Source organism: Actinosynnema sp. NPDC049800, assembly GCF_040656635.1.
GTDB lineage: Bacteria > Actinomycetota > Actinomycetes > Mycobacteriales > Pseudonocardiaceae > Actinosynnema.
In genome coordinates this window covers 124,458-149,271 of the sequence record NZ_JBFAMT010000015.1, presented here as the reverse complement: position 1 = coordinate 149,271, position 24,814 = coordinate 124,458, and the positions used below count along the sequence as shown (strand labels likewise).

The window sequence follows — 24,814 nt, the reverse complement described above, 5'->3', positions numbered from 1 at the left end:
CGTTCCCAGCCGATCGAGGAGTAACCATGCCGTCCCGCCGCACGTTCCTCAGCACCGCCCTCGCCACCGGCGCGGTCGTCGCCCTGCCCTCCGCCGCGTCCGCCGCCGACCACCCGTGCCGCCGGGTGCCGAAGGAGTCGATCAGCATCCAGCTCTACACCTTGCGGGGCATCATGGGCGACGACCCGGAGCCCGTGCTGTCGGCGTTGGCCGACATCGGCTACCGCAAGGTCGAGCTGGCCGGCACGTACGGTCGCAGCGCCGCGGAGTTCGCCGCGGTGCTGCGGCGGTGCGGGCTGCGGGCGACCTCCAGCCACGTCGGCATCGACGGCGACCTCGACCAGGTGATCGCCGACGCGCGCACCCTTGGGCACAAGTACGTCGTGGTGCCGTGGGTGGACTACCCGACCCTGGCGCAGTGGCGGTCGTTCGCCACCCGGTTGGAGGCGGCGGGGGACAAGGTGCGGCGCGCGGGGTTGAGCCTCGGCTACCACAACCACGCGCACGAGTTCGCCCCGGTGGAGGGGGTGCGGCCGTTCGACGTGATCACGGCGGGCACGACGCGGCGCAACGTGCACCTGGAGCTGGACCTGTACTGGGCGGTGGCCGGCGGGGTCGACCCGATCGCGGTGCACCGGGCGAACTTCCCGCGCGTGCGGCAGTTCCACGTGAAGGACCGGGCGGCCGACGGGTCCTTCGCCGACCTCGGCAAGGGGACGATCGACTTCGCGGCCATCTTCCGGGCCGCGAACGTGACCGAGTACATCGTGGAGAACGACCAGCCGCGCGACGCCCTCGTCACCGCGCAGGTCGGTTACGACTACCTGGTGAACCTCCGGTTCTGAGGGGGCCGCTTGCCCGTGACGACGGGCAACCGCCAAGATTGCGCGCGTGACGTCGCACGGTGCCCAGCCGGATTCGGCACGTGACGTGGCCGAGTTCGTGGCGATGTTGCGGGAGCTCAAGGAGAAGTCGGGGTTGACCCTGCGCGGCCTGGAGGAGAGCGCGGCCGCGCAGGGCGAGGTGCTGGCCCGCAGCACGGCCGCGGACATGCTGCGCCGCGACAGCCTGCCCCGGGCGGAACTGCTGACCGCGTACGTGAAGGCGTGCGGGGTCGAGCAGCCGGAGGCGTGGTTGCGCGCCCGTGAGCGGCTGGCCGCGGGCGGCGCGACCGTCGTGCCCGAAGCACCGGCTCGCCCCCGTTGGCGCCGCCCGTGGGCGGTGGCGGCCGCCGTCGTGGTGCCGGCGCTCGTGGCCACGGCCGTGCTGCTGTGGGATGGCGCGCCGGACACGGCGGCGATCGGCCCGACCACCTCGCCGCAGGCCGGACCGGGGCCGTCGGCGCCGGGCATCCACCCGGTGGGCGCGCCCGACCTGTGCCTGACCGAGGGCCGTGACAGCACCAAGGAGTACCCGCACGCGGTCGCGGCGCTGCGGCCGTGCGGCGATCCCGGGCCGCGGGTGTCGCTGCACGCGGTGGGCGCCGAGTTCACCACCATCAAGTGGGACAACCCGTCGCAGGGCGTCGGTTGCCTGACCGTGCGGCGCTCCGAACCGGCGATGAGCCTGCTCGAACCGTGGGACCGGTGCTCCGACGACAACCTCGACCAGCTGTTCCGCCTGGAGCAGACCGGACCCGGCCGGTACCGCTTCCGCTCGGCGGACGGCGTGGCGTGCGTCGGCCTGCGCGGCGGCGAGGTCCGGGAAGGCGCGGAGGCGGTCCACGAACCGTGCGCCGACGAACCGGATCAGCAGTTCACCGTCGACCTCACCCGCGCAGAGCGCTGACCAGCCGGGTGAGGTGGCGGCGCTCCGCGTCGGTCGGGGCCAGGGCCAGGGCCCGCTCGTAGGCGGCGAGCGCCTCGGTGGTCCGGCCGAGGCGTCGCAGGAGGTCCGCCCGGGTGGCCGGGAGCAGGTGGCCGGTCACCTCGTCGGCGAGGTCGTCCACCAGCGCCAGACCGGCCGCGGGGCCGTCCGCCATCGCCACGGCGACCGCCCGGTTCAGCCGCACGACCGGTGACGGGACGAGCTTGGCCAGCTCGCCGTAGAGCAGGGCGATCTGGGGCCAGTCCGTGTCCTCCGCCCGCGCGGCGGTGGCGTGGCAGGCGGCGATGGCGGCCTGCACCTGGTACGGCCCCGGCCGGCCGCGCCGCAGCGCCGAGTCCAGCAGCGCCACGCCCTCCTCGACCTGCCCGCCGTCCCACCGCGACCGGTCCTGCTCGTCGAGCGGCACGAGGTCGCCCGCGTGGTCGAACCGCGCGTCCCGGCGGGAGTCCTGCAACAACATCAGCGCGAGCAGGCCGACCGCCTCCGGCTCGTCGGGCATCGCCGCGACCAGCGTGCGCGCCAGCCGGATCGCCTCCGCGCACAGGTTGCGCCGCAGCAGGTCGGCGCCACCGCTGGCCGCGTACCCCTCGTTGAACAGCAGGTACAGCACGCCCAGCACGCCACCAGTGCGTTCGGGCAGCAGGTGGGCGGGCGGCACGCGGTACGGGATGCGGGCGTTGCGGATCTTCTGCCGCGCCCGCACCAGCCGCTTGGCCATCGTCGCCTCCGGCACCAGGAACGCCCGCGCGATCTCCGCCGTGGTCAGGCCGGCGACGGTGCGCAGGGTCAGCGCGACCCGCGCCTCCAGCGTCAACGCCGGGTGGCAGCACGTGAAGATCAGCCGCAGCAGGTCGTCGCCGAGCTCGTCGTCGTCGACTTCGTCCGGTGGCGCGTCCAGCACCGCCACCACCTCCCGCAGCTTCGCCGCCTCCACGCTGGAGCGCCGCAACCGGTCCAGCGCGCGGTTGCGGGCGGTCGTGGTGAGCCACGCGCCGGGACGGCGGGGGACGCCTTCGCGCGGCCAGCACTCCAGTGCCCGCGCGAAGGCGTCCTGCACGCATTCCTCGGCCAGTTCCCAGTCGCCGGTGAGGCGGATCAGCGTCGCCACGATCCGCCCCCGTTCGGCCCGGAACAGCTCCGAGACCTCCGCCTCGACCGTCATCCGGTGAAGAACGGCCGCACCTCGACCGACCCGAACCGCGCGCACGGGTGCCGTGACGCGATCCGGATCGCCTCGTCCAGGTCGGCGCAGTCGACGACGTCGTAGCCCACGATCTGCTCCTTCGTCTCGGCGAACGGCCCGTCGCTCAGCAGCACCTCGCCACCGCGCGCCCGCACGGTCGTGGCGTCCTCGACCGACCGCAGCTGCGAGCCGTCCAGCCGCCGGTCCCCGAGCTCGGCCAGCCACTGCTCGATGGTCGGGTCGCCCTCGGTCGGCTCGATGGTGTCGTCGACGCAGATCAGCAGCATGTACTTCATCGGTCACTCCCGTCGTCCGGTGCATTCCACCACTACGACGAACGGGGACCGCCGAGGAGGACACCCCCGCCTGCGATCCGCGTCATGACGAGGGACCTGGTCGCGATCGAGGAGGACGTCGCGCTGCTCGACGCCGTCCGGTCCGCGTTGACGCTGCTCCCGTCGACCGGTACGGCTTCGGCTCGGTGCGCGGGATCTTCCTCAAAGCCGCCCGGTGAAATGGCCCGGTCGGCCCGGGATAGCACGCGCGCGCAATTCCCGAGCTCGGGTTTGCGTGCCGGTGACAAGAATCCACAGGGCGCTTGACCTGCGGGAACCCGTCACGCAATGGTTCGGCGGTATTCGCCCGAGCTCGACGAGGAGCAGCCAATGCGATTGCACCGGGGGTGGGCCGTCGCGCTCACCGCGGTCCTGACGGCGGCCGGCACGACCGACGCCGTCGCCCAGATCTCCTACACCGGAACGGGCTCCGCGCCGGCCAACGGCGACGTGCTGCGGTCCGAGCCCGCCGACTTCTTCCTCGACCCGGTCAAGCTGCTGCGCGCGCCCGCGACCGTGCACCGGATCCTGTACCGCAGCACGGACACGCACGACCGCCCGATCGACGTCAGCGGCACCGTGCTCACGCCGCACACGCCGTGGTCCGGCCCCGGTCCGCGCCCGGTCGTGGGGTACGCGCCGGGCACGCAAGGCGTCGGCGACGACTGCGCGCCGTCCCGGCAGCTGGCGATGGGCAGCGAGTACGAGGGCCCGTTCCTGGCCGGTCTGCTCACCCGCGGCTACGGCGTCGTCGTCACCGACTACGAGGGCCTGGGCACGCCCGGCATGCACACCTACGTCAACCGCGCGGCCGAGGGGCACGCGGTGCTGGACGCGATCCGCGCCGCGCAACGGCTGCCGGAGGCGAACCTGCCCGACGACGGGCCGGTGGCGGTCGCCGGGTACTCGCAGGGCGGCGGCGCGGCGGCGGCTGCCGTCGAGCTGTACGCCGGGTACGCCCCGGAACTGGAGCTGAAGGGCGCGTACGCGGGCGCGCCGCCCGCCGACCTCGGCGCGGTCGCGCGCAACCTGGACGGCCACTACGCCGCCGGGTTCCTGGGCTACTCGCTGCTGAGCCTCGACGCCGCGTACCCCGAGCTGGACATCCCCGGCGTGCTCAACGACGCCGGCCGGACGTTGCTGGCGCAGGTGGCGCGCCAGTGCACCGCCGAGGCGCTCCTCGCGCACGCGTTCCGCAAGTCGGTCGACCTCACCGCGGACGGCCGGCCGCTGGCCGCGTACCTGGACGAGGAGCCGTACAAGTCGCGGGTGGAGCAGCAGCGGATCGGCGTGCGCAAGCCGGGCGCGCCGGTGCTCGTGATCCACAGCGCGTTGGACGACATCGTGCCGTACGCGCAGGGCGCGGAGATGGTGCGGCGGTGGTGCGCCCTGGGCGCGAACGTCAAGTTCAGCACCTCGCTCGTGCCGACGCACGCGGCCGGCATGGTCGCGGCCTACCCGGAGGCCTTCGCCTGGCTGGAGGCCCGCTTCGCAGGCTGGCCCGCGCGCGGCACCTGCTGAGCGTCGCGCGCCCGGCGGAGCAACCGGCGGGCGCGCAACGCGATCTCCAGCGTCAAGCGCTCGTCGGGGTCGGCCAGCCGGTCGCCCAGCAGCTCCTCCAACTGGTGCATCCGGTACCGGACGGTCTGCGGGTGCACGTCGAGCCGGTTGGCGATCTCGCCGATGCCGCCGCGCGTCTCCAACCACGCCAGCAACGTCGTCTCCAGCCGTTCCCGCTGCTTGACCGTCAGGCCGTTGAACGCCGCCAGCGCGCGCCGGCTCAGCTGGCCCACCAGGAACTCGTCCGACAGCAGCGCCAACGTGGCCAGGTGGTCGTCGCACCACGTCACCGGCACGGCGGGCAGCAGGCCGCGCCGCACGAACCCCAGCGCCCGCCGCGCGCATGCCAGCGACTGCCGCGCCTCGGCCAACGGCACCGTCGGACCCACCGCGGCCCGCCGCCCGCGCAGCTCCAGCTGCGAGCGCCCCTCGGGGTTGGCCACCACCAGGCACGGCGTGGAGCTCTCCAGGTCCACCAGCACGTCACGGCCCAGCGTCACCGACGGGAGCTGGTGCTGGTCCTCCCGGTACTCCAGCGCCACCACCGCGACCCGTTCCGGCAACGGCCAGTCCGTCGTGCCCGCCAGGTCCGCGAGCGACCTCGGCGACGGCGGCTGCTCGGCCAGCACCAGCTTGAGCAGCTGGCGACGCCTGCGCTCCAACGCGCCGCTGGCGTTGGCCTGCGCCTCCGAGTAGCCCTCGATGGCCACCCGGCACAGCTCGTCCACCCACGCGAAGATCGCGTCGGCCACCACGAACAGGGTGTCGGTGGACACGCCCACCGCGCGGCCGTGCTCGCTCAGGTGCCGCCACACGACCCGCGCGCCGACCCGCACCGCGGTCTGCAACGAGTCCATCGTGCGGCCTTCGAGGTACTCCATCCGCCCGCTGTAGCGCAGCACGGCCTGCCAGTCGGTCTGCGCCGCGTCCGGGTTGGCGATGTTGTCGAAGCACTTCACGATCGCCATCTCGACCGCGCCGACCAGCACCTCGCGGAACTTGCCCTCCAGCGGCTGCGCGTACGCGGGCACGGTCCGGCGGATCTCCCGCACCACGTCCCGCACCAGGACGCCCGACAGCGGCGCCATCTTCTCCGCCAGCTCGCCCGGGATGCTCGACCACAGCTGCCGCGCCGCGCTGTAGGTCCGCTGTCGCACCAACCCGCCGTTCAGTGAGATCGCCATGCCGCCTCCGCTGTGCGCGAAGCACCGCCCTGGGACTTCGCCCGGCTGACCATAAAATCATCCGCGACGGTGTGTCAAATATTCTTTCCGGCACTGCTCCGCGTTCACTCTTTCGAGTGATGGGGCTTGTTGTACGAGCATTACAAATCCGGTTTTGGAAACACGCACCCGGATGACAAGTCGGGCGGTCGGCCTGGACTGGCCGGTCCGGATTAATGCACTGTGCATTGTCTCTGTCACATTTCCTGGGAGGTGTCGGTTTGCGAAAGATATTCTCATTATCGGCGGTCGCGGTCGTGGTGGCCGCCGCCGTCACGGGCCTCGCGCCCTCGGCGGCGGCCGACGACTCGTTCTACGTGCCGCCCAGCCCGCTGCCCGCGGGCGCGCCGGGCGACGTCATCCGGTTCCGCGCGTCGTCGGCGGGCGCTCTCGGCTCGACGGTGAACGGGTGGCAGGTCATGTACCGGTCCACCGACGCGCTGGGGCAGCCGAACGCGGTGACCGGCACCGTGCTCGTGCCGCGGTCCGCCGACCCGGCGACGGCGCCGGTGGTGGCGTTCGCCGTGGGCACGCACGGCCCGGCGTTCAGGTGCGCGCCGTCGGAGATGGTGCGCATCGGCGCGCTCTACGAGCAGCCCGCCGTCAACGACCTGCTGCGCGCGGGCTACGCGGTCGCCATCACCGACTACGAGGGCTACCGGCCCGACCCGAGGACCACCTACGTCACCGGCCGGTCCGAGGGTCACGCGGTGATCGACGTGGTCCGGGCCGCGCAACGGCTGCCGGACGCCCGGCTGTCCCCGGCCGCGAAGGTCGTGTTCCGGGGCTACTCGCAGGGCGGTGGCGCGGCGATGTGGGCGGGTCAGCTGCAGCCGGCGTACGCGCCGGAGCTGAACCTGGTCGGCGTGGTCGGCGGCGGCGTGCCCGCGGACCTCGTCCAGGTCGCCCTGCCGCTGGACGGCCGGAAGGGCTTCGGCCTGCTCGCGTACTCGTTGATCGGGTTGGACCACGCGTACCCGGAGCTCGACCTGGAGGCCTACCTCAACGACGCGGGCCGCGCGGAGTTCGCCCGCATGGAACGCGAAGCGTGCACGTTGGAGCTGCTGGTCGACTACCAGGGCCGCAGGCTGTCCGACTACACGACGTCCAGCCCGGTGCTCACGCCGCCGTGGCTGGCGAGGGTGGCGGAGAACAAGCTCGGCGGCACGGCGATCCGCGTGCCGGTGCACGCCTACCACGCCACCGGGGACGACCTGGTCGACTTCACGCAGGCCAAGGCGTTGCGCGACGCGTACTGCCGGCTCGGCGTGCAGGTGGACTGGCGGACCTACGCCACCGACCACATCACCGCCGTGCACACGGGCAGCGCGGCGGCGCAGGCGTTCACCGCGGACCGGATCGCGGGCCGCCCGGCGACGTCGAACTGCTGACCGGCCCGGAACAGCAGGAGACCGCCGCGGTCGGACGCGGCGGTCTCCCAGTGCGGTCGGGGTGGGTTCCGGGCGGTTACGCGGTCTTCGCGGTGAGCGTCAGGTCGATCGTGTTGTCCGGGCCCGCGGCGAAACCGCTGACCAGGTCGTTGAGCGGACCGCAGCCCGTCAGCGCCGGGATCGTGTACGTGCCCGCCAGCTTGCCGCCCTTGAGCGGGTCGAAGCCCGCCGCCGACGCCAGGCCGATGTCCGCGGGCGTGGTGGTGCGGCAGTTCGGGTCGTTGCTGATCGGGATGCCGAACGCGGTGACCGACGGCAGCTTGATGGTGACCTTCGAGCTCGACTTCACCGCGCCGGCGGCGAGCGTGCCGGTCGTCTTGCCCTCCGGCACGAACTCGATCTTCGACTCCACCGGCACGAACCCGAACAGGCTGAACTTGCCCGAGGTCGGCGGCAGCACCAGGTCACCGGTGAAGGCGCCGGTGGCCAGGTCCAGGTCGGCGTTCAGGCTGCCCGGGCCGAGCGCGACCGCGCCGCCCAGCTTCTTGATCGTCGACGTGCCGTTCAGGGAGTAGGCGTACTTGATGCCGCCGGGGGGTCGGGTCGTCGTGGTCGTGGGCACGGTGGTGGTCGTCGTCGTGGTGGTGGTCGTGGTCGTGGTGGTCGTCGTGGTCGGGCCGCCGCCGCCCGACACGTCGAACCGGATCAGCGTCGGGTCCTGGCCCGGGTCCAGCACGCAGTTGGACGTGAACGTGCCGAGGCCGGTGTCGGTGCCGTCGGCCTTCTTCGGCGTCAACGTCGTGCTGTAGTTGCCGACCGTCACGGTCGTCGTGCCCGCCTTGGGGATCACCGCGGTCGGCACCGGACCGCTCGCGACCACGTCGAACGCGCCCTCGGCCGGCACCGGGGTCTTCGGCACGGTCAGGCCGGGGATCTTGATGTCGAGCTTGCTGCCGGCGTTGTCCAGCGTCACGCCCGCCTCGGCGGAGCCCTCCACCGTCGCCGCGCCGACCAGCGTCAGGCCCTGCGTCGCGGTCGGCGGCACGGTGACCGTCGCGGAGAAGTCCGTGGTCTTCAACTCGCCGCCGACCGAGGTCGGCGCGTCGATGGTGGCCCGGATCCGGGTCGACAGCACCTGGTTGCCGATCAGCGGGAACGGGCAGGTGAACGTCAGCGTCTTGTCGACCTGGACGGGCGCCGCCGAGCCGCTGCCGACGCCGGCGAGCAGACCGGCCACGACGAGCCCGGACGTCACGCCCGCGCCCAGTATTGTCTTCAACCTCACGGGTGATCCTTCCTCGAAATCTGCCGGAAATGTGCCGACTCGACGGAAGTTAATGAGGTGCGCGGACCACCGGCAAGAGTTGCCCGGAAAACCTTCGATATCCGCTAAATAATGCGGCAGACATTGTGGCGGCGCCGGTCGCGGCACTCACGTGGTGACAAGAACGCGGCGCCGCGCACTCGTGATCGTGCGAACAATCGCTAGTCGTCCGCCTTGGCCTCGCCGCGGCGGCGCATGAACGTGAACCCGGGGATGCCGAGGATCGCCTGCCGGACGTCGTTGGTGACCTCCAGCAGCTGGTGGATGTCCGGCCCGACGCGGTCGAGCGTGGCCAGGATCGGCAGGACGTCCTCGATCAGGTGCTTGGTCAGCACCGGCAGCTGGTCCACCAGCTGCACGGCGGCGTCCACCTCGTGGGGCGACAGGTCGTCCACGAACCGCTGCGCGAGCGGCTGGGCCTTCCGCGCGATGGGCGCGTAGCTGTCAAGCAGCTCGCGCGACGTCCGGGCGGTGCGGCCGACGTCGGTCGTCACGTCCTCGGCCGTCGCGGTCACCGCCTTCGCCCGCCCGACCAGCGCCTCGGTCTCGGCCAGCACCCGTTCGGTGCGGGTGACCATCTCGTCGGCGCGGCGCACGACGGCCTCCGCCGCGCCGAGCAGGTCGAGCACGCGGCCCGGCACCGACACGGCGGTCTCGACGGTCGTCCGGGCCAGGCCGAACAGGGCGCGCGGGGTGAGCTCCATGCCGTCCACTGTGCCGCACGCGGACGTGCCCGGCTTCAGGGAGATCCCTGACCGGGCGATCCTTGTCCGAGTCGTCCAGACCAATTACAGTGACCTGCGCCACCGCCTCGACCCTCCCCGTCACCAGGGGAGTCGAAGGAGGCGCGCATGTCCGGAACACTCCGAGCCCTGGTCGCGGCGGTGTTCGTCGGCGGCCTGGTGGTGGCCCCACCGGCCGCGCACGCCCAGGTCGAACCCGGACCGTGGACCTCGTACTCGCCCACCTTCACCGTGCAGGAGCGGGGTTGCGGCGACGTCGCGGACCTGACCTTCCGCCTCACCTGCGCCACCGCGAGTGGCGACCAGCGGGCCGAGCGCCGGTACGCCACCTACTCCGGGGGCACCCGCCAGTTCGAGGGGTCGTTCCGCATCACCAGCCTCGGCGGCACCCGCGTCAGCCTGAAGCAGACGTTCCACGAGTCCGCGGCCGGCCCGTTCTTCATGCTGGCGGTGGAACGGGGTGGCCGGCTGTACGCGGTGCACGGCGGCGCGACGATCGCCACGGGGGCGACCGTCGGCACGTCCGTGCGGGTGAACACGGTGCACGTGGTGGGCGGTCAGCACCGCACGTACATCAACGGATCGCTGAAGCACGCGTACGACGGCCCCGGTGGCAGCTTCTACGACAAGTTCGGCGCCTACCGCACCAACAGCGGCCAAGGCCCGGCGACGGTCGTGTGGAGCGGCATCCGGTTCTGGCGCAAGTGAGGCGTCTCGTCGTGGTGTCGGTGCTGCTCCTGGTCGCGTGCGGCCGGGAGCGGCCCTCGACGCTCACCGCCACGTTGACGTCGCCGACGGACGTCTCGCTGGCGTGGGAGGCCGAACCGGGCGCGGCGGGGCAGGTCGTCGAGTACGCCCACGCGGCCGGCGACGCGTACACGGTGCTGGAGTTCGTGCCGCCGTCCCGCACGACGTTCGCGCACCCGGACCTGATCCCCCGGACGTCGTTCCACTACCGGGTGCGGTCGTTCCACGGCCCGGCGTCGGCGTCGGTGGACGTGGCGTTGCCGCCCGGCGACGAGGTGCCGCCGGCCGACGGTCACGAGTGGGCCGCGCCGGTGAGCGGTCCGAGCGGCGTGCGCCCGGTGCGTTCGGCCGACGCCGGTGCGGGTGACTTCCGGGCCGAGGTGAAGCACGCCAACGGGATCCTGTTCACGTGGACCGACCGCGCGGCGGGGGAGGAGGGGTACCTGCTGGAGGTCAGGCCGGCCGGGGCGGCGGAGTTCTCGGTGGCCGCGCGGCTCGACCCGGACGTGCGGTCGTTCGGGTTGATCACGCTGCCGACGGAGAAGACCGCCACTTACCGCGTACGTGCCTACTACTACGGCGCGGCGTCCGACGTAGTGCACCTGACGACCGGAGGCGAGGCCTAGGCCAGCGCGAGGTCGACGCCCGTCTCGACGTGGATGCGGGTCGAGTCGACCAGCGGCACGGTGCTGTCGGACTGGTCGACCAGCAACGTGATCTCCGTGCAGCCCAGGATCACCGCCTCCGCGCCGCGCTCGACCAGGCGTGCCATCACGTCCCGGTAGGCGGCGCGGGACGCGGGCTCGACCCGGTTCTTGGTCAGCTCCTGGTAGATCACGTCGTGCACGAGCGTGCGGTCCGGTTCGTCCGGGACGACCAGCTCGATGCCGTGCGCGCGCATCCGGTCGCGGTAGAAGTCCTGCTCCATGGTGAACCGGGTGCCGAGCAGGCCGACCTTGCGGTAGGCGGTCAGCCGCCGCGCCGTGGCGTCCACGACGTGCACGAACGGCACCTGGACGGCGTCCGTGATCGCGTCGGCGACCTTGTGCATGGTGTTGGTGCACAAGAGGACCAGCTCGGCGCCCGCGCCTTCGAGCTTGCGGGCGGCCTCGGCCAGCAACTCGCCCGACCGCTCCCACTGCCCCGTGCGCTGCAACTGCTCGATCTCGGCGAAGTCGACGGTCAGCAGCAGGCTGGGCGCGCAGTGGTGGCCGCCGAGCCGGCGCCGCGTCTCCTCGTTGAGCAGCCGGTAGTACTCGGCGGACGATTCCCAGCTCATCCCGCCGATCAACCCGATGGTTCGCATGGCGACGATTGTGTCGGCACGCCGTCTGCCGAGCGGCATGAATAACGTTGTCGCTGGTCACGAGGTTGCGGCCTGCGGTACGTTGCCGTGATGGCGCACCTGAGTTACTCCTCGGGCACCTCCGACGTGCCGCTGCTGGGCGACACCATCGGCGTGAACTTCGACCGCGCGGTGGCCACGCACGCCGACCGGGAAGCCCTGGTCGACCTCCCCACCGGCCGCCGGTGGACCTACCGCGAGCTGGCCGCCGAGGTCGACTCCGTCGCGGCCGGGCTGATGGCGGCCGGGGTCGGCGTCGGCGACCGGGTCGGGATCTGGTCGCCCAACCGGGCCGAGTGGGTGGTGGTCCAGTACGCGACCGCGCGCATCGGCGCGATCCTGGTCAACATCAACCCGTCGTACCGGGTGCACGAGCTGGAGTACGTGCTCAACCAGGCCGGCGTGCGCACGCTCTTCGCGGCCGCGTCGTTCAAGACCTCCGACTACGCCGGGATGATCGCCGAGGTCCGGCCCCGCTGCGCGGCGCTGCGCCAGGTCGTGCTGTTCGACAGTCCCGAGTGGACGGACCTGCACGCGGACGCGTTGCCGCGGTGGCCGGAGCTGTCGGCGGACGACCCGATCAACATCCAGTACACCTCGGGCACCACGGGGTTCCCGAAGGGCGCGACCCTGTCGCACCACAACATCCTCAACAACGGCTTCTTCGTCGGTGAGCTGCTCGGGTACACCGAGGACGACCGGATCTGCGTGCCGGTCCCGTTCTACCACTGCTTCGGCATGGTCATGGGCAACCTCGCGGCCACCTCGCACGGCGCGTGCGTGGTGATCCCCGCGCCCGCGTTCGAGCCCGCCGCCACGTTGCGGGCCGTGGCGGAGGAGCGGTGCACGTCGCTGTACGGCGTGCCGACGATGTTCATCGCCGAGCTCGCCGACCCCGGCTTCGACTCCTACGACCTGTCGTCGCTGCGCACCGGGATCATGGCCGGCTCGCCGTGCCCGGTCGAGGTGATGAAGCAGGTGGTGGAGCGGATGGGCATGCGCGAGGTGTCCATCTGCTACGGCATGACCGAGACCTCGCCGGTGTCCACGCAGACCCGCCGTGACGACTCGCTGGACCGGCGGGTGTCCACCGTCGGCCGGGTCGGGCCGCACCTGGAGGTGAAGGTCGTCGACCCGGACACCGGCCGCACCGTGCCGCGCGGCACGCCCGGCGAGCTGTGCACGCGCGGGTACTCGGTGATGCTCGGCTACTGGGAGCAGCCGGACAAGACCGCCGAGGCGATCGACGCCGCCCGGTGGATGCACACCGGCGACCTCGCGGTGATGGACGCCGACGGGTACGTGAACATCACCGGCCGGATCAAGGACATGGTGATCCGCGGCGGCGAGAACCTGTACCCGCGCGAGATCGAGGAGTTCCTCTACACCCACCCCGACGTGCTCGACGCGCAGGTCGTCGGCGTCCCCGACGTGAAGTACGGCGAGGAGCTGATGGCCTGGGTGCGCCTGCGCCCCGGCGCGGAACCGCTGACCGCCGAGTCGCTGCGGTCGTTCTGCGCCGGCAAGCTCGCGCACCAGAAGATCCCCCGGTACGTCCACGTGGTCGACGAGTTCCCGATGACCGTCACCGGCAAGGTGCGCAAGGTCGAGATGCGCAAGCAGGCCGTGCAGCTCCTCGGCCTCGCCGACGCCGACGCGGTGCGGCACGCGTAGGTGCCGGCTTACGACGTTCGCACCTCCTCCGCGAACTGGGTCCGGTACAGCTCTTCGTAACGCCCGCCCGCGGCGAGCAGTTCGGTGTGGGTGCCGCGTTCCACCACCCGACCGCCCTCGACCACGAGGATCAGGTCGGCCGCCCGGATCGTCGACAGCCGGTGCGCGATCACCACCGCCGTGCGCCCGTGCAGCGCCTCGCCCAACGCGGCCTGCACCGCGGCCTCCGAGGTGGAGTCCAGGTGCGCGGTGGCCTCGTCCAGGATCACCACGCGCGGCTTCGCCAGCAGCAGCCGGGCGATCGTCAACCGCTGCCGCTCGCCGCCGGACAACCGGTAGCCGCGCTCGCCGACCACGGTGTCCAGCCCGTCCGGCAGCGACGCCACCAGCTCGGCCAGCCGCGCCCGGCCCAGCACCTCCCACAGGTCGGCCTCGGTGGCCTGCGGGCGGGCGAGCAGCAGGTTCGACCGGATCGACTCGTGGAACAGGTGACCGTCCTGCGTCACCATGCCCAGCGCGCCGCGGACCGAGTCGGCGGTCAGGTCGCGCACGTCCACACCGGACAGGCGCACCACGCCCGAGTCCACGTCGTAGAGCCGGGGCAGCAGCGAGGCGATCGTGGACTTCCCGGCGCCCGACGAGCCGACCAACGCCACCACCTGGCCGGGCTCGGCCCGGAACGACACGTCGTGCAGCACCTCCTCTCCGCCGCGGCTGTCGAGCACCGCGACCTCCTCCAACGACGCCAGGGACACCTTGTCCGCCGACGGGTAGGCGAACCGGACGTTCTCGAACTCCACCGACACCGGACCGTCCGGCACCGACCGCGCATCGGGCTTCTCGGTGATCAACGGCTTCAGGTCGAGCACCTCGAAGACCCGCTCGAAGCTCACCAACGCGCTCATCACCTCGACCCGCGCGCCGGCCAGCGCCGTGAGCGGCGCGTACAGCCTGGTCAGCAGCAACGCCAGCGCCACCACCGACCCCGGGTCCAACTCGCCGCGCAGCGCGTAGAACCCGCCCAACCCGTACACCACGGCCAACGCCAGCGCCGAGACCAGCGTCAACGCCGTCAGGAACACGGTCTGCACCATGGCCGTGCGCACCCCGATGTCCCGCACCCGCCGCGCCCGCGTCGCGAACTCCTCCGACTCGTGCGCCGGCCTGCCGAACAGCTTCACCAGCGTCGCCCCCGGCGCCGAGAACCGCTCGGTCATCCGGGTGCCCATGGTGGCGTTGTGGTTGGCCGCCTCACGTTCCAGCCGCGCCAGCCGCGTCCCCATCCGCCGCGCCGGCACCACGAACACCGGCAGCAACACCAGCGCCAGCAGCGTGATCTGCCACGACAGGCTGATCATCACCGCCAGCGTCAGCGCCAACGTGACCAGGTTGCCCGCCACGCTGGACAAGGTGTCGCTGAACGCCCGCTGCGCCCCGATCACGTCGTTGTTGAGCCGGCTCACCAGCGCCCCGGTGCGGGTGCGGGTGAAGAACGCGATCGGCATCCGTTGCACGTGGTCGAAGACCGTGGTCCTCAGGTCGAGGATCAGGTCTTCGCCGATGCTCGCCGACAGCCACCGCGTCAGCAGCCCCAACCCCGCCTCGACGATCGCGATGACCGCGATCACGACCGCGAGGACGAGCACCACCCGGTACGCCGCGCCGTTGACGATCGCGTCCACGATCCGGCCCGCGAGCACCGGTGTCGCCACCGCCAGCACCGCCACGACCACGCTCAGGGTGAGGTACTGGGTCAGCCTCACCCGGTGCGGACGGGCGAACGCCCAGATCCGGCGGAACGTGGCGACGGAGAACGGCCGCTTGTCGTCCTGCGCGTTCGTCACGTGGTACAGCGACATCCAGGCGGTGGTCTCCATGTCCATGCCCGGAACGTAGGACCTGGAGTCAGGTGGAGGTCAAGCTCCGGGGCCGGTAGTCCGCCAACGACACGGTGTTCGCCAGCTTCTGCAGGTCGCCGAACAGTCTCGCGCCGCCGGGGATGTGCGGGACTACGCGGATCGCGAAGTCGCGCATGCGGATGGACATCCGCGACTTCGGCATCAGGCTGTCGACCCCGCCCAGCGCGAACTTCTGGCACCGCGTCACGTACTCGCGCATCACCTCCTCGTACCGTCTGAACGCCGTGGCGTGATCCGGGGCGGTGGCCAGCTCGCCCGCGAGGACGTACGCGCCGACCAACGCCATGCTCGTGCCGTTGCCCGCCATGGGCGACGCGCAGAACGCCGCGTCGCCGAGCAGCGCGACGCGACCGTCCGACCAGGTGTCCATCCGGATCTGGCAGAGCCGGTCGAAGTAGAAGTCCGGCGCCTCGCGCATGTCCTCGAGCAGCCGGGGCACCTCCCAGCCGTCGTCGGCGAACGTGGTGGCGATCAGCTCGCGCTGCCACGCCGTGTCGCGCCGGTCGTGCTCCAGCGGGGGCGAGGCGAACACGAACATCGCCTTGGCCCCGCCGTCCGGCGTGGGGTAGATGCCCGCGGTGCGGCCGGGCACGGTGTGCATCAGCTGCACGCCGTCCAGGTCTTCTCGCTGGGTCGTGCCGAAGATGGAGATGTAGGCGCCGAGGTCGTGCGCGAACCGCGACTCGGGGCCGAACGCCAGCGACCGCACCTTGGAGTGCAGCCCGTCCGCGCCGATGACCAGGTCGAACGTGCGCGGCTCGCCGCGCTCGAAGGTCACCGCCACCCCGGCTCCGGTCTGGGTGAGCGAGGTGATGCCGTCGTCGAAGACGTGCTCGACGCCGGTCGCGGTCGCCTCGTGGAGGATGCGGACCAGGTCGCCCCGCAGGATCTCCAGCTCGGCGATCACGCCGCCCGAGTCGCCCATCGCGTCGGACGCCATGGTGGCGGTGCGCTTGCCCTCGGCGTTCACGAACGCCATGCCTCGCGCGCCCGTGTGCGCGGCGCGCACCTGATCGAGCACGCCCATTCGCTCGGCGACCTCGCGGGCCGTTCCGCGCAGGTCGACGGCCTGGCCGCCGGGGCGCGGGGCGGGTGCCCGCTCGACGACGGTCGGGGTGAAGCCGTGGTGGCGCAGCCAGTAGGCGAGCGCGGGGCCGGCGATGCTCGCGCCGGAGATCAGTACGGTGTTCATGCGTACACCGTACATGGGTGTTCTGCGTGGTCAATCACTCGGTCGTGCACTAGTGCTGTAGCATCCGGTGCACTACCTTTGAGGAGGCGGGCGATGACTGACGCGATCTACCAGCGGATTGCGCGCGAGATCCGCGATTCGATCGAGTCGGGCCAGCTGCGACCGGGTGATCGGGTGCCGTCGACGCGCGAGATCACCGTGCGCTGGAACGTCGCGATGGCCACGGCGACCAAGGTGCTGGTCACCTTGCGTTCCGAGGGCTTCGTGCGTCCCGTGGCCGGCGTGGGCACGGTCGTGTCGCCGGAAGGTGGGGAACCTGTGCGGCCGCGCGCGCAGGAGACCGACCTGACCGGCGAGCGGCTGGTCCTCGCGGCGGTCCGCCTGGCGGACCAGGAAGGGCTCGACGGGTTGTCGATGCGGCGGGTGGCGGCACGGCTGGGCGTGGCGACCATGTCGCTGTACCGGCACGTCGAGAGCAAGGACGAACTGGTCCTTCGGATGATCGACCACGTGTTGCGGAAGGAGGAGTTGCCCGAGCCGGGGCCCGAGACCTGGCGGGAGCGGCTGGAGGTGAGCGCGAGGGTGCAGTGGAAGTTGTTCCAGGAACATGCGTGGCTGGCGCCGGCCATGTCCATGACCAGGCCGCAACTGCTTCCCAGTGCGCTCGCGCACACCGAGTGGGTCCTGCGCGCGCTCGACGGGAAGGGGCTGAACCTGGAGGAGATGATGCACGCCGCCGTGACGATGTTCGGCTTCGTCCGGGGCGTCGCGGTGAACATCGAGCCGGAGGTCGAGCAGCGGCGGGACACCGGGATGACCGGGGACGAGTGGATGACCCAGCAGGCGCCGGCCCTGCTGGACATCGTCTCCGGCGGGGAGTTCCCGATGTTCAGCCGCGTCGTGGGCTCTGACCTGGACCTGGGGCTGGACACGCTCTTCGAATTCGGTCTCGCTCGAATGCTCGACGGAATCGGGGAATGGATCAGCGGTCGGTCGACGTTGACGGAGGGGAGGACTGGCATGTGAGCACTTGGGGAGGCACGAGGTGGCGCTGGACCCGGAGGATCTGTTCGAGGTCGACTCCGACGTCCCGGACCTGACCGGAGCGGTGTTGTTGCACCACTTCGACGGCTTCATGGACGCCGGTGCGGCGGGCGCGACGGTGGTCGCCCACCTGCTGGAGGTGCACGAACACCGGGTGATCGCCCGGTTCGACATCGACGACCTGATCGACTACCGCGCCCGGCGGCCGACGATGATCTACGCCACCGACCGCTGGGAGTCCTTCGACGCGCCCGAGCTGGTCGTGCACCTGATGCACGACGCGGTGGGCACGCCGTTCCTGCTGATGACCGGCCCCGAGCCGGATCGCCGGTGGGAGGCGGTGGTCGCGGCCGTGCGGTCGCTGATCGAGCGGTGGGGCCTGCGCCTCGCGGTCAGCTTCAACGGCATCCCGATGGGCGTGCCGCACACGCGGAAGCTGTCGGTGATCTCGCACGCGACCAGGCCGGAACTGGTGACGGAGGGCTCGCCGTTCAGCCGGGTGCAGGTGCCGGGCAACCTGTCGGCGCTGCTGGAGCTGCGGCTCGGGCAGACCGGCCACGACGCCATGGGCTTCGCCGCCTACGTGCCGCACTACCTGGCGCAGGGCACCTACCCCGCCGCCGCGTTGAGCCTGCTGCAGGCGTTGACGAAGTCGACGGGCCTGGTCATCCAGGCGGCGGCGCTGAACGAGGCGGCCAAGCGGACGGACGCCGAGATCACCCGCCAGGTGTCGGAATCGGCCGAGGTCGCCCAGGTGGTCGAGGCACTGGAACGGCAGTACGACGCCTTCACCGAGGCCTCGGACAACCTGCTGATCAACGACGACGAACCACTGCCCAGCGCCGACGAACTGGGCGCCGAGTTCGAACGCTTCCTAGCCGAACAACAACGCGACCACTAACCACCCGCACCAACCGGCCCCACCAAAGCCACACCGCAGCCGCACAGCAGCCCAACCGGCAGCCCTGCCACGCCGCGCCACCACCCACCCGCGCGCCGCACCGCAGCCCTGCCACCCGGCGCTCCGCTGTGCCCGCACCAGCCGCCCGGCAGCCTGCCCCACCGCAGCGCTGCCGCCCAGTGCTGCCCTCAGCCGACCTACTGCCGACCAGCCGCACCGTAGCCTCGCCACCCGGTGCTGCCATCGGCTGACCGGCAGCCGTGCCACCCGGTGCTGCCATCGCGGCGGCCTGACAGCCTTGCCGCAGCGCTGGCGCACCGCGTTCCGCTATGTCGCCACCGGCCGGCCGACCGACCCGCAGCCTCGCCACCCGGTGCTGCCACCGGCCGCTCGGCGGTCGGGCCGCACCGCAGCCCGGCCGCACCTTGCCGCGCTAGCCCGCCCGGCAGCCTTGCCGCACCGCAGCGCTGCCACCCGGCGCTGCCACCGGCTGACCAGTGGCCCTGTCCCACCGCAGCCCGGCCGCACCGTGCCGCGACAGCCTGACCGGTAGCCCTGTCCTACCGCAGTGCTGCCGCCCGGTGCTGCGGTCAGCTGACCGGCAGCGACGCCGCAGCGCTGCCATCGCGGCCGGCCGCCCGGCGCCTTGCCACAGCGCGGCCGTACGGCGTTTCCGGTAGGCCGCCCGCAGCCGACCGGCCGACCTGCAGCCGTGCCACCCCAGTGCTGCCACCGGCTGACCGGCGGCACTGCTCCACCGCAGCGTTGCCACCTGGTGCTGCCATTGGCTGACCGGCAGCCGTGCCACAGCGCTGCCGCCCCCAGCTCAGCAGCGCCAGCACCAGCCGACCGCCGCAGGATCCCCACCGGGGGTCGTGCGGACCTGCCGCGCCACCACCACAACGACACCACGCCGCGCACCCGAACACCCGCACCAGGGCACCCGCGCGCCCGCACCACGGCACCCGCGCGCCCGCACCACGGCACCCGAGCGCTTGCGCCGTGGTGCCTTCAGCGCTGTGCCGTCGTGTCGTGGACCCCCGCCCCCGCCGCGCCGAGGATTGGTGCTTTGCCGTGCTGCGGAGTGGCATGCGCTGGTAGCGGTGTTCGGGTGGTGGGGCGTTTGGGTGCCGTGGGGTTGCGAGGTGGGGAGTAGTCGGTTGGTATGAGTCGTGGATGATGATGGACGTGTCTGACTCCACCTCCACGTCGGTCCCGTCGCCGTCGCTGTCGCCGTCCCCGTCGTCCGATTCGTCGTCGCAGCCGTCGCTGCCCCCGACGTCACTGGACGAGGTTCGTGCGCGCATCGATGTGATCGACTCGGAGCTGGTGCGCCTGCTGGCGCAACGGCAAGGTCTGGTGCGGGCGGCTGCGGCGTTCAAGTCGGATGACCAGGCGGTTCGGGCGCCGGACCGGGTTGCCGAGGTGATCGCGTCGGTGCGGGAGCGGGCGTCGGTGGCAGGGTTGGAGCCGGTGGTGGCGGAGGCGGTGTGGCGGGCGATGATCGGTGCGTTCATCGAGGTTGAGCTCGTAGAACACACGGCAACCCGGCACGCGGCGACTCGGCGCGCGACGAACCCGCAGGGGTGACGCGGTCCGTCGGAGTCTGACCGCAGGCGGCGGTCGGGCGGGTCAGAGGTAGAGGTCGGCCAGTCGGCGGTACGAGTCGAGCATGGCGGCGCGGTCGTACGTGCTGGTGGTGACCAGGACCTCGTCGGCGGCGGTGCGGTGGAGGAGGTTGTCCAGGGCCTTGGCGACTTCGGATGGTGTGCCGTGGACGTGGCCTTGGAGGGACTGCTCGAACAGTCGGCGCTCGCGGCTCGTCATGGCCTGGGCGAGGATGTCGTTCGGCGCGCTCAGGGGTGGGAACTCGCCTCGGGTGCGTGAGTGCGCCATCGCCCACGCCTCCGGCACGAGGAGTCGCCAGGCGTCCTCGGTGGTGTCGGCGACGGCGACCGTCGAGGAGATCACCACGTACGGCTCGTCCGACCACGCCGACGGGCGGAACTCGGCGCGGTAGGTGGTGATGGCGTCGATCATGGCGTCTTCGCCCCGGAACGAGCCGATGACCAGTGGGACGCCGTGTGCTGCGGCAACGCGCGCGCCGGCGCCGGTGGCGAGGACGAACGGCGACACGCGGAGGCCGTCGGCCGGGTAGCCGCGCACCGCCTGGTCGCCCGTGAAGTACCCCAGCAGCTCGGTGAGCCTCGGGCCGAAGTCGGCGGCGTCCTCCTTGTCGTGCCCCAACGCCTTGCGGACCGCCTCGATGAAGCCGACCGACCGGCCGAGGCCCATGTCGATCCGGCCCGGGAACAGCGACTCCAGCACACCGAACTGCTCGGCCACGACCAGTGGCTGGTGGTTGGGCAGCATCACGCCGCCGGTGCCGACCCTGATCCGGGACGTCGCCCCGGCGACGGCTGCCGCCAGCACCGTCGGCGCGGAACCGGCCACGCCCGGCACGCCGTGGTGCTCGGACACCCAGAAGCGGTGATAGCCGAGCTGTTCAGCCTGACGGGCGAACGCGATCGTGTCGCGCAGCGCCTCTGGGTGACCACTCCCGACCCTCACCCGCGACCGGTCCAGCACGGAAAGCTTCACGACAAGGTCAACGGTGTCGATCACCACCGCATTCCGGTCGAACCGCGTTCCGGATGTGCGGGGGTGGCGAGGGGGGAGGGGGAGTTCGGGGAGGGGATGGTGCAGCTGGGGAAGTGCGACGGCAGGGAGGCGGGCGTGAGCATCCGCGTCACGCCCGCCTCGACCGGCGCCGCTGCGACAGCCGCGACTGTCGTGACCGACCGTGACCGACCGTGACCGCCGGGGAGAGTCGGCGGTCACGGTCGCGGGCGGGCTTGAGGGGCCCGAATCAGGAGCTACAGGCCCCGATCACGTCACGTGGCTCACGCGACGGTCCACTTCTGGTTCGCGGTGCCGAAGCAGGTCCACAGCTGCAGCCGCGTGCCGTTGGCGGAGCTGTTGTTCTGCGCGTCCAGGCACTTGTTCGCCTGGATGTTCACGATGTCGTTGGCACCGCTCACCGCCCACTTCTGCGCACCGGTCCCGTTGCAGTCCCACAGCTGGACCAGCGTGCCGTCCGCCGTGCCGCCCGACGCCGCGTCCAGGCACTTGCCCAGCGCCCGGATCGTGCCGTCGCCCGGCCGGGACCACTGCTGGGCCGCCGTGCCGTTGCAGTCCCACAGCTGCACGGGCGTGCCGTTGGCCGAGTTCGCGCCGGCCACGTCCACGCACTTGCCGCCGATGCCGGTGATCCGGCCACCCGCGGGCGGGTTGCCGTCCGACGTCGACACCCGCACGTAGTCGATCACGAACTGCTGCGGGAACGTGGTGGTGGCGTCCGGGTAGCCCGGCCACTCGCCGCCGACCGCCAGGTTCAGGATGATGAAGAACGGCTTGTTGAACACCCACTGGTTGCCGCCGACGTCGGCGGGCGTGCGGCGCTGGTAGACGTTGCCGTCCACGGACCACGCGATGCCGGTGGGCGACCACTCGATGGCGAAGGTGTGGAAGCCGTCGGCGAAGTTCGGCCCGTTGAACGGCATGCCGATGCCGCCCGCGCCGGAGTAGCCGGGACCGTGGATGGTGCCGTACACCGTGTCCAGGTCGTGGCCCAGGAACTCCATGATGTCGATCTCGCCGCTGCCCGGCCACGGGTTGCCGGAGTTGATGTCCTGCCCGAGCATCCAGAACGCGGGCCAGATGCCCTTGCCGCGCGGCATCTTCATCCGCGCCTCGACCTTGCCGTAGGTCGTGGTGAACTTGCCCGCGGTGTTGATCCGGGCCGACGTGTACTGGCACCGGCCGTACCAGCAGTTGTAGTTGCCGGGGTTCTCCTTGCGGGCGGTGATGACCAGGTTGCCCGCGCCGTCCATGGCGGCGTTGCTCGCCGAGGTCGTGTAGTACTGGTGCTCGCGGTTGTTGCCGTTGTTGTCGCCGACCTCCGTGTTCCACTTGGAGGCGTCGACCCGCGTGCCCGCCGGGCCGTTGAACTCCTCGGCGAAGGTCACCGCCATGGCGCCGACGTCGGCGGCGTCCGGCGCGGGCGCGGGTGCGGCTTGGGCGGCCGGCACGGCCAGCCCGCTGAAGGCGAGCACGACCGCGCTCACCACCACTCGTGTCCTCATCGACACTCCTCTCATTCTGGCGGCGGCCGTCCAAAAGTTACTGCATGACCTTGAATCAAGTCACGATGAAAGTACGGAGGCTTTACTGTCGGGTCATGCCGGGACACCCACCGGCCCGACGAGGAGGTCGACACCCGATGGCCATGCTGCGCAGCTACGTGTCAGGTCGCTGGCACGCCCCGTCCGTCGAAGGAACGCCGCTGCACGACGCGGTGACGGGCGAGGAGATCGCCCGCATCTCGTCGCAGGGCGTCGACATGGCGGCGGCGCTCGACCACGGCAGGCGCGTCGGCGGACCGGCGCTGCGGGAGCTGACGTTCCACCAGCGCGCGGCCCTGCTCAAGGCCCTCGCCTCGCACCTGCGGGAACACCGCGACGAGCTGTACGCCCTGTGCGCCCGATCGGGCGCCACCAGGACGGACTCCCTGATCGACGTGGACGGCGGCATCGGCGTGCTGTTCGGCTACGCGAGCAAGGCCAAGCGCGAGCTGCCCAACGACAAGGTTTACGTCGACGGCAACGTGGAGCCGCTGAGCAAGGGCGGCACGTTCGTCGGCCAGCACGTCGCGACCCCGCTGCGGGGCGTGGCCGTGCAGATCAACGCCTTCAACTTCCCGATGTGGGGCCCGCTGGAGAAGTTCGCGCCCGCGTTCATCGCCGGCGTGCCGTCGCTGATCAAGCCCGCCTCCCAGACGGCGTACATCACCGAGAAGCTGGTCGAGCTGATGCTGGCCTCGGGCCTGCTGCCGGAAGGCTCGCTGCAGCTGGTCACCGGCAGCGCGGGCGACCTGCTCGACCACCTCACGGCCCAGGACCTGGTCGGCTTCACCGGCTCCGCGTCCACCGCCCAGGTGCTGCGCACCCACCCGGCGGTCGTGCGCAACAGCGTGCGCTTCAACGCCGAGGCGGACTCGCTGAACTGCTCGATCCTCGGCCCGGACGCGGTCGAGGGCACGCCCGAGTTCGACCTGTTCGTCAAGCAGCTCGTCAGCGAGATGACGGTCAAGGCAGGCCAGAAGTGCACCGCGATCCGGCGCGCCCTGGTACCCGCCTCCCTCCTGGACGCCGTCGCCGACGCCGCCACCGCGCGCCTGGCGAAGGTCGTGATCGGCAACCCCGCGAACGAGAGCGTGCGGATGGGCGCGCTGGCCGGGCTGGAGCAGCGCGAGGAGGTCCGGCGGTCGCTGAAGGCGCTGCTGGAGGTCGGTGACGTCGTCTACGGCTCCCCGGACCGCGTGGACGTGGTGGACGCCGACGCCGAGCGCGGCGCGTTCCTGTCGCCGGTGCTGCTCAAGGCCGACCCCGACCACGCCCAGCCGCACGAGGTGGAGGCGTTCGGGCCGGTGTCGACGCTGATGGCCTACCGCGACGCCGAGCACGCGGTCGAGCTGGCCGCGCGCGGCGCGGGCAGCCTGGTCGGCTCCGTCGTCACGCACGACGCCGACTTCGCGCGCGACGTGGTGCTGGGCGTGGCCCCGTGGCACGGCCGCGTCCTGGTGCTCGACCGCGACGACGCCAAGGAGTCCACCGGACACGGTTCGCCGCTGCCGATGCTGGTGCACGGCGGTCCGGGCCGCGCGGGCGGCGGTGAGGAGATGGGCGGCATCCGTGGCGTGCTGCACCACATGCAGCGCACCGCGGTGCAGGCCGGCCCCAGGGTGCTGAGCGCGGTCACCGGGCGGTGGGTGCCGGGCGCGCCGCGCACCGAGTCGGACGTGCACCCGTTCCGCAAGTCGTTGCGGGAGTTGAGGATCGGCGACACGGTCGTGGCCGGGCCGCGCACGGTGACGTTGGCCGACATCGAGCACTTCGCGGAGTTCACCGGCGACACGTTCTACGCGCACATGGACGAGGAAGCCGCGACGGCGAACCCGTTCTTCGGCGGTCGGGTCGCGCACGGGTACCTGGTGGTGTCGTTCGCGGCGGGCCTGTTCGTCTCGCCCGAGCCGGGGCCGGTGCTGGCCAACTACGGGCTGGAGAACCTGCGGTTCCTCACGCCCACGTTCCCCGGCGACGAGCTGACCGTGACGTTGACCGCGAAGCAGATCACGCCGCGCGAGGACCAGGAGTACGGCGAGGTCCGCTGGGACGCCGACCTGGTCAACCAGAAGGGTGAGTCGGTGGCCAAGTACGACGTGCTCACGCTGGTCGCCAAGCAGTAGCCGGGTTCCACCACGTGGACGCGCGTCGGCCCGATCCCCCAGGACGGGAACAACCGACGCGGTCCGACCGGTTGGCGCGAGTGGAGAACCGAGCAACAC

Annotated in this window: 21 protein-coding genes; 11 read left to right on the top strand and 10 right to left on the bottom strand. The window is 71.7% G+C overall.

Going from position 1 to position 24,814, the window contains the following annotated elements; all coding sequences use genetic code 11:
- Positions 1 to 26 precede the first annotated feature (26 nt).
- Both AB0I91_RS20030 and AB0I91_RS20025 read left to right on the top strand, forming a co-directional pair.
- A complete protein-coding gene (locus AB0I91_RS20030) occupies positions 27 to 845 on the top strand; it encodes a TIM barrel protein (RefSeq protein WP_499638106.1) in 819 nt (272 codons plus the stop codon).
- A 46-nt stretch (positions 846 to 891) separates the two neighbouring features.
- On the top strand, positions 892 to 1,788 hold the full coding sequence (locus tag AB0I91_RS20025) for an RICIN domain-containing protein (protein WP_498776954.1): 897 nt from the start codon (positions 892 to 894) through the stop codon (positions 1,786 to 1,788).
- Here AB0I91_RS20025 and AB0I91_RS20020 read toward each other — a convergent pair.
- Both AB0I91_RS20020 and AB0I91_RS20015 read right to left on the bottom strand, forming a co-directional pair.
- Positions 1,769 to 2,989 carry an RNA polymerase sigma factor gene (locus AB0I91_RS20020; RefSeq protein WP_499638103.1) on the bottom strand — a complete coding sequence of 407 codons (1,221 nt, stop codon included), beginning with the start codon at positions 2,987 to 2,989 and terminating at the stop codon, positions 1,769 to 1,771. The genes AB0I91_RS20025 and AB0I91_RS20020 overlap by 20 nt on opposite strands.
- A complete protein-coding gene (locus AB0I91_RS20015; protein ID WP_498776958.1) occupies positions 2,986 to 3,306 on the bottom strand; it encodes a YciI family protein in 321 nt (106 codons plus the stop codon). The genes AB0I91_RS20020 and AB0I91_RS20015 overlap by 4 nt, the downstream gene beginning before the upstream one ends.
- A gap of 369 nt (positions 3,307 to 3,675) precedes the next feature.
- Here AB0I91_RS20015 and AB0I91_RS20010 point away from each other — a divergent pair, with 369 nt between their 5' ends.
- Entirely contained in the window at positions 3,676 to 4,866 is a 1,191-nt protein-coding gene (locus AB0I91_RS20010; RefSeq protein ID WP_498776960.1) for a lipase family protein, read from the top strand.
- Here the strand turns inward: AB0I91_RS20010 and AB0I91_RS20005 are convergent.
- Positions 4,800 to 6,089, bottom strand: coding sequence for a PucR family transcriptional regulator (locus tag AB0I91_RS20005; RefSeq protein WP_498776962.1), 1,290 nt, complete (start codon positions 6,087 to 6,089; stop codon positions 4,800 to 4,802). The two genes, AB0I91_RS20010 and AB0I91_RS20005, sit on opposite strands and share 67 nt — an antisense overlap.
- Positions 6,090 to 6,304: 215 nt before the next feature.
- Here AB0I91_RS20005 and AB0I91_RS20000 point away from each other — a divergent pair, with 215 nt between their 5' ends.
- A complete protein-coding gene (locus AB0I91_RS20000; RefSeq protein WP_499638100.1) occupies positions 6,305 to 7,519 on the top strand; it encodes a lipase family protein in 1,215 nt (404 codons plus the stop codon).
- A gap of 76 nt (positions 7,520 to 7,595) precedes the next feature.
- On the opposite strand, the gene AB0I91_RS19995 is transcribed toward AB0I91_RS20000, so the two are convergent.
- Together AB0I91_RS19995 and AB0I91_RS19990 are read right to left on the bottom strand one after the other, a co-directional pair.
- Entirely contained in the window at positions 7,596 to 8,804 is a 1,209-nt protein-coding gene (locus AB0I91_RS19995) for a DUF6801 domain-containing protein (RefSeq protein ID WP_499638097.1), read from the bottom strand.
- 200 nt (positions 8,805 to 9,004) lie between these two features.
- Positions 9,005 to 9,547, bottom strand: coding sequence for a hypothetical protein (locus tag AB0I91_RS19990; RefSeq protein ID WP_498776969.1), 543 nt, complete (start codon positions 9,545 to 9,547; stop codon positions 9,005 to 9,007).
- A gap of 147 nt (positions 9,548 to 9,694) precedes the next feature.
- Between AB0I91_RS19990 and AB0I91_RS19985 the strand changes: the two genes are divergently transcribed.
- Complete coding sequence (locus tag AB0I91_RS19985; protein ID WP_499612183.1) at positions 9,695 to 10,294, top strand: polysaccharide lyase family protein; 600 nt, start codon at positions 9,695 to 9,697, stop codon at positions 10,292 to 10,294.
- Positions 10,291 to 10,959: a fibronectin type III domain-containing protein gene (locus AB0I91_RS19980; RefSeq protein ID WP_499612185.1), complete on the top strand. Its 669-nt coding sequence runs from the start codon at positions 10,291 to 10,293 to the stop codon at positions 10,957 to 10,959. The genes AB0I91_RS19985 and AB0I91_RS19980 overlap by 4 nt, the downstream gene beginning before the upstream one ends.
- Here AB0I91_RS19980 and AB0I91_RS19975 read toward each other — a convergent pair.
- The gene (locus tag AB0I91_RS19975; RefSeq protein ID WP_499638094.1) at positions 10,956 to 11,639 is read right to left on the bottom strand and encodes an aspartate/glutamate racemase family protein; all 684 of its coding nucleotides are present in this window, start codon (positions 11,637 to 11,639) and stop codon (positions 10,956 to 10,958) included. The two genes, AB0I91_RS19980 and AB0I91_RS19975, sit on opposite strands and share 4 nt — an antisense overlap.
- A 90-nt stretch (positions 11,640 to 11,729) precedes the next feature.
- Between AB0I91_RS19975 and AB0I91_RS19970 the strand changes: the two genes are divergently transcribed.
- Positions 11,730 to 13,352: an AMP-binding protein gene (locus tag AB0I91_RS19970; RefSeq protein ID WP_498776977.1), complete on the top strand. Its 1,623-nt coding sequence runs from the start codon at positions 11,730 to 11,732 to the stop codon at positions 13,350 to 13,352.
- An 8-nt stretch (positions 13,353 to 13,360) separates the two neighbouring features.
- Here the strand turns inward: AB0I91_RS19970 and AB0I91_RS19965 are convergent, their stop codons facing one another.
- Positions 13,361 to 15,211, bottom strand: coding sequence for an ABC transporter ATP-binding protein (locus AB0I91_RS19965; RefSeq protein ID WP_499612215.1), 1,851 nt, complete (start codon positions 15,209 to 15,211; stop codon positions 13,361 to 13,363).
- 46 nt (positions 15,212 to 15,257) lie between these two features.
- Positions 15,258 to 16,463: an FAD-dependent monooxygenase gene (locus AB0I91_RS19960; RefSeq protein WP_498776979.1), complete on the bottom strand. Its 1,206-nt coding sequence runs from the start codon at positions 16,461 to 16,463 to the stop codon at positions 15,258 to 15,260.
- Positions 16,464 to 16,556: 93 nt separating this feature from the next.
- On the opposite strand from AB0I91_RS19960, the gene AB0I91_RS19955 reads away from it, so the two are divergent.
- From AB0I91_RS19955 to AB0I91_RS19945, 3 genes are all read left to right on the top strand, one after another.
- On the top strand, positions 16,557 to 17,489 hold the full coding sequence (locus AB0I91_RS19955; protein ID WP_498776981.1) for a TetR/AcrR family transcriptional regulator C-terminal domain-containing protein: 933 nt from the start codon (positions 16,557 to 16,559) through the stop codon (positions 17,487 to 17,489).
- Between the two features lie 19 nt (positions 17,490 to 17,508).
- Positions 17,509 to 18,408 carry a proteasome assembly chaperone family protein gene (locus AB0I91_RS19950; RefSeq protein WP_498777200.1) on the top strand — a complete coding sequence of 300 codons (900 nt, stop codon included), beginning with the start codon at positions 17,509 to 17,511 and terminating at the stop codon, positions 18,406 to 18,408.
- Between the two features lie 1,176 nt (positions 18,409 to 19,584).
- Positions 19,585 to 19,998 (top strand): chorismate mutase, encoded by a 414-nt coding sequence (locus AB0I91_RS19945; RefSeq protein WP_499612191.1) that lies wholly within the window; start codon positions 19,585 to 19,587, stop codon positions 19,996 to 19,998.
- Between the two features lie 42 nt (positions 19,999 to 20,040).
- Here AB0I91_RS19945 and AB0I91_RS19940 read toward each other — a convergent pair whose 3' ends face one another.
- Both AB0I91_RS19940 and AB0I91_RS19935 read right to left on the bottom strand, forming a co-directional pair.
- Positions 20,041 to 21,009, bottom strand: a complete 969-nt coding sequence (locus tag AB0I91_RS19940) for an LLM class flavin-dependent oxidoreductase (RefSeq protein ID WP_498776985.1) — start codon at positions 21,007 to 21,009, stop codon at positions 20,041 to 20,043.
- A 302-nt stretch (positions 21,010 to 21,311) separates the two neighbouring features.
- Complete coding sequence (locus AB0I91_RS19935; RefSeq protein ID WP_499612193.1) at positions 21,312 to 22,553, bottom strand: family 16 glycosylhydrolase; 1,242 nt, start codon at positions 22,551 to 22,553, stop codon at positions 21,312 to 21,314.
- Positions 22,554 to 22,690: 137 nt separating this feature from the next.
- On the opposite strand from AB0I91_RS19935, the gene paaZ reads away from it, so the two are divergent.
- Entirely contained in the window at positions 22,691 to 24,715 is a 2,025-nt protein-coding gene (gene paaZ, locus AB0I91_RS19930; RefSeq protein WP_499638091.1) for a phenylacetic acid degradation bifunctional protein PaaZ, read from the top strand.
- The last annotated feature ends 99 nt before the right edge of the window (positions 24,716 to 24,814 follow it).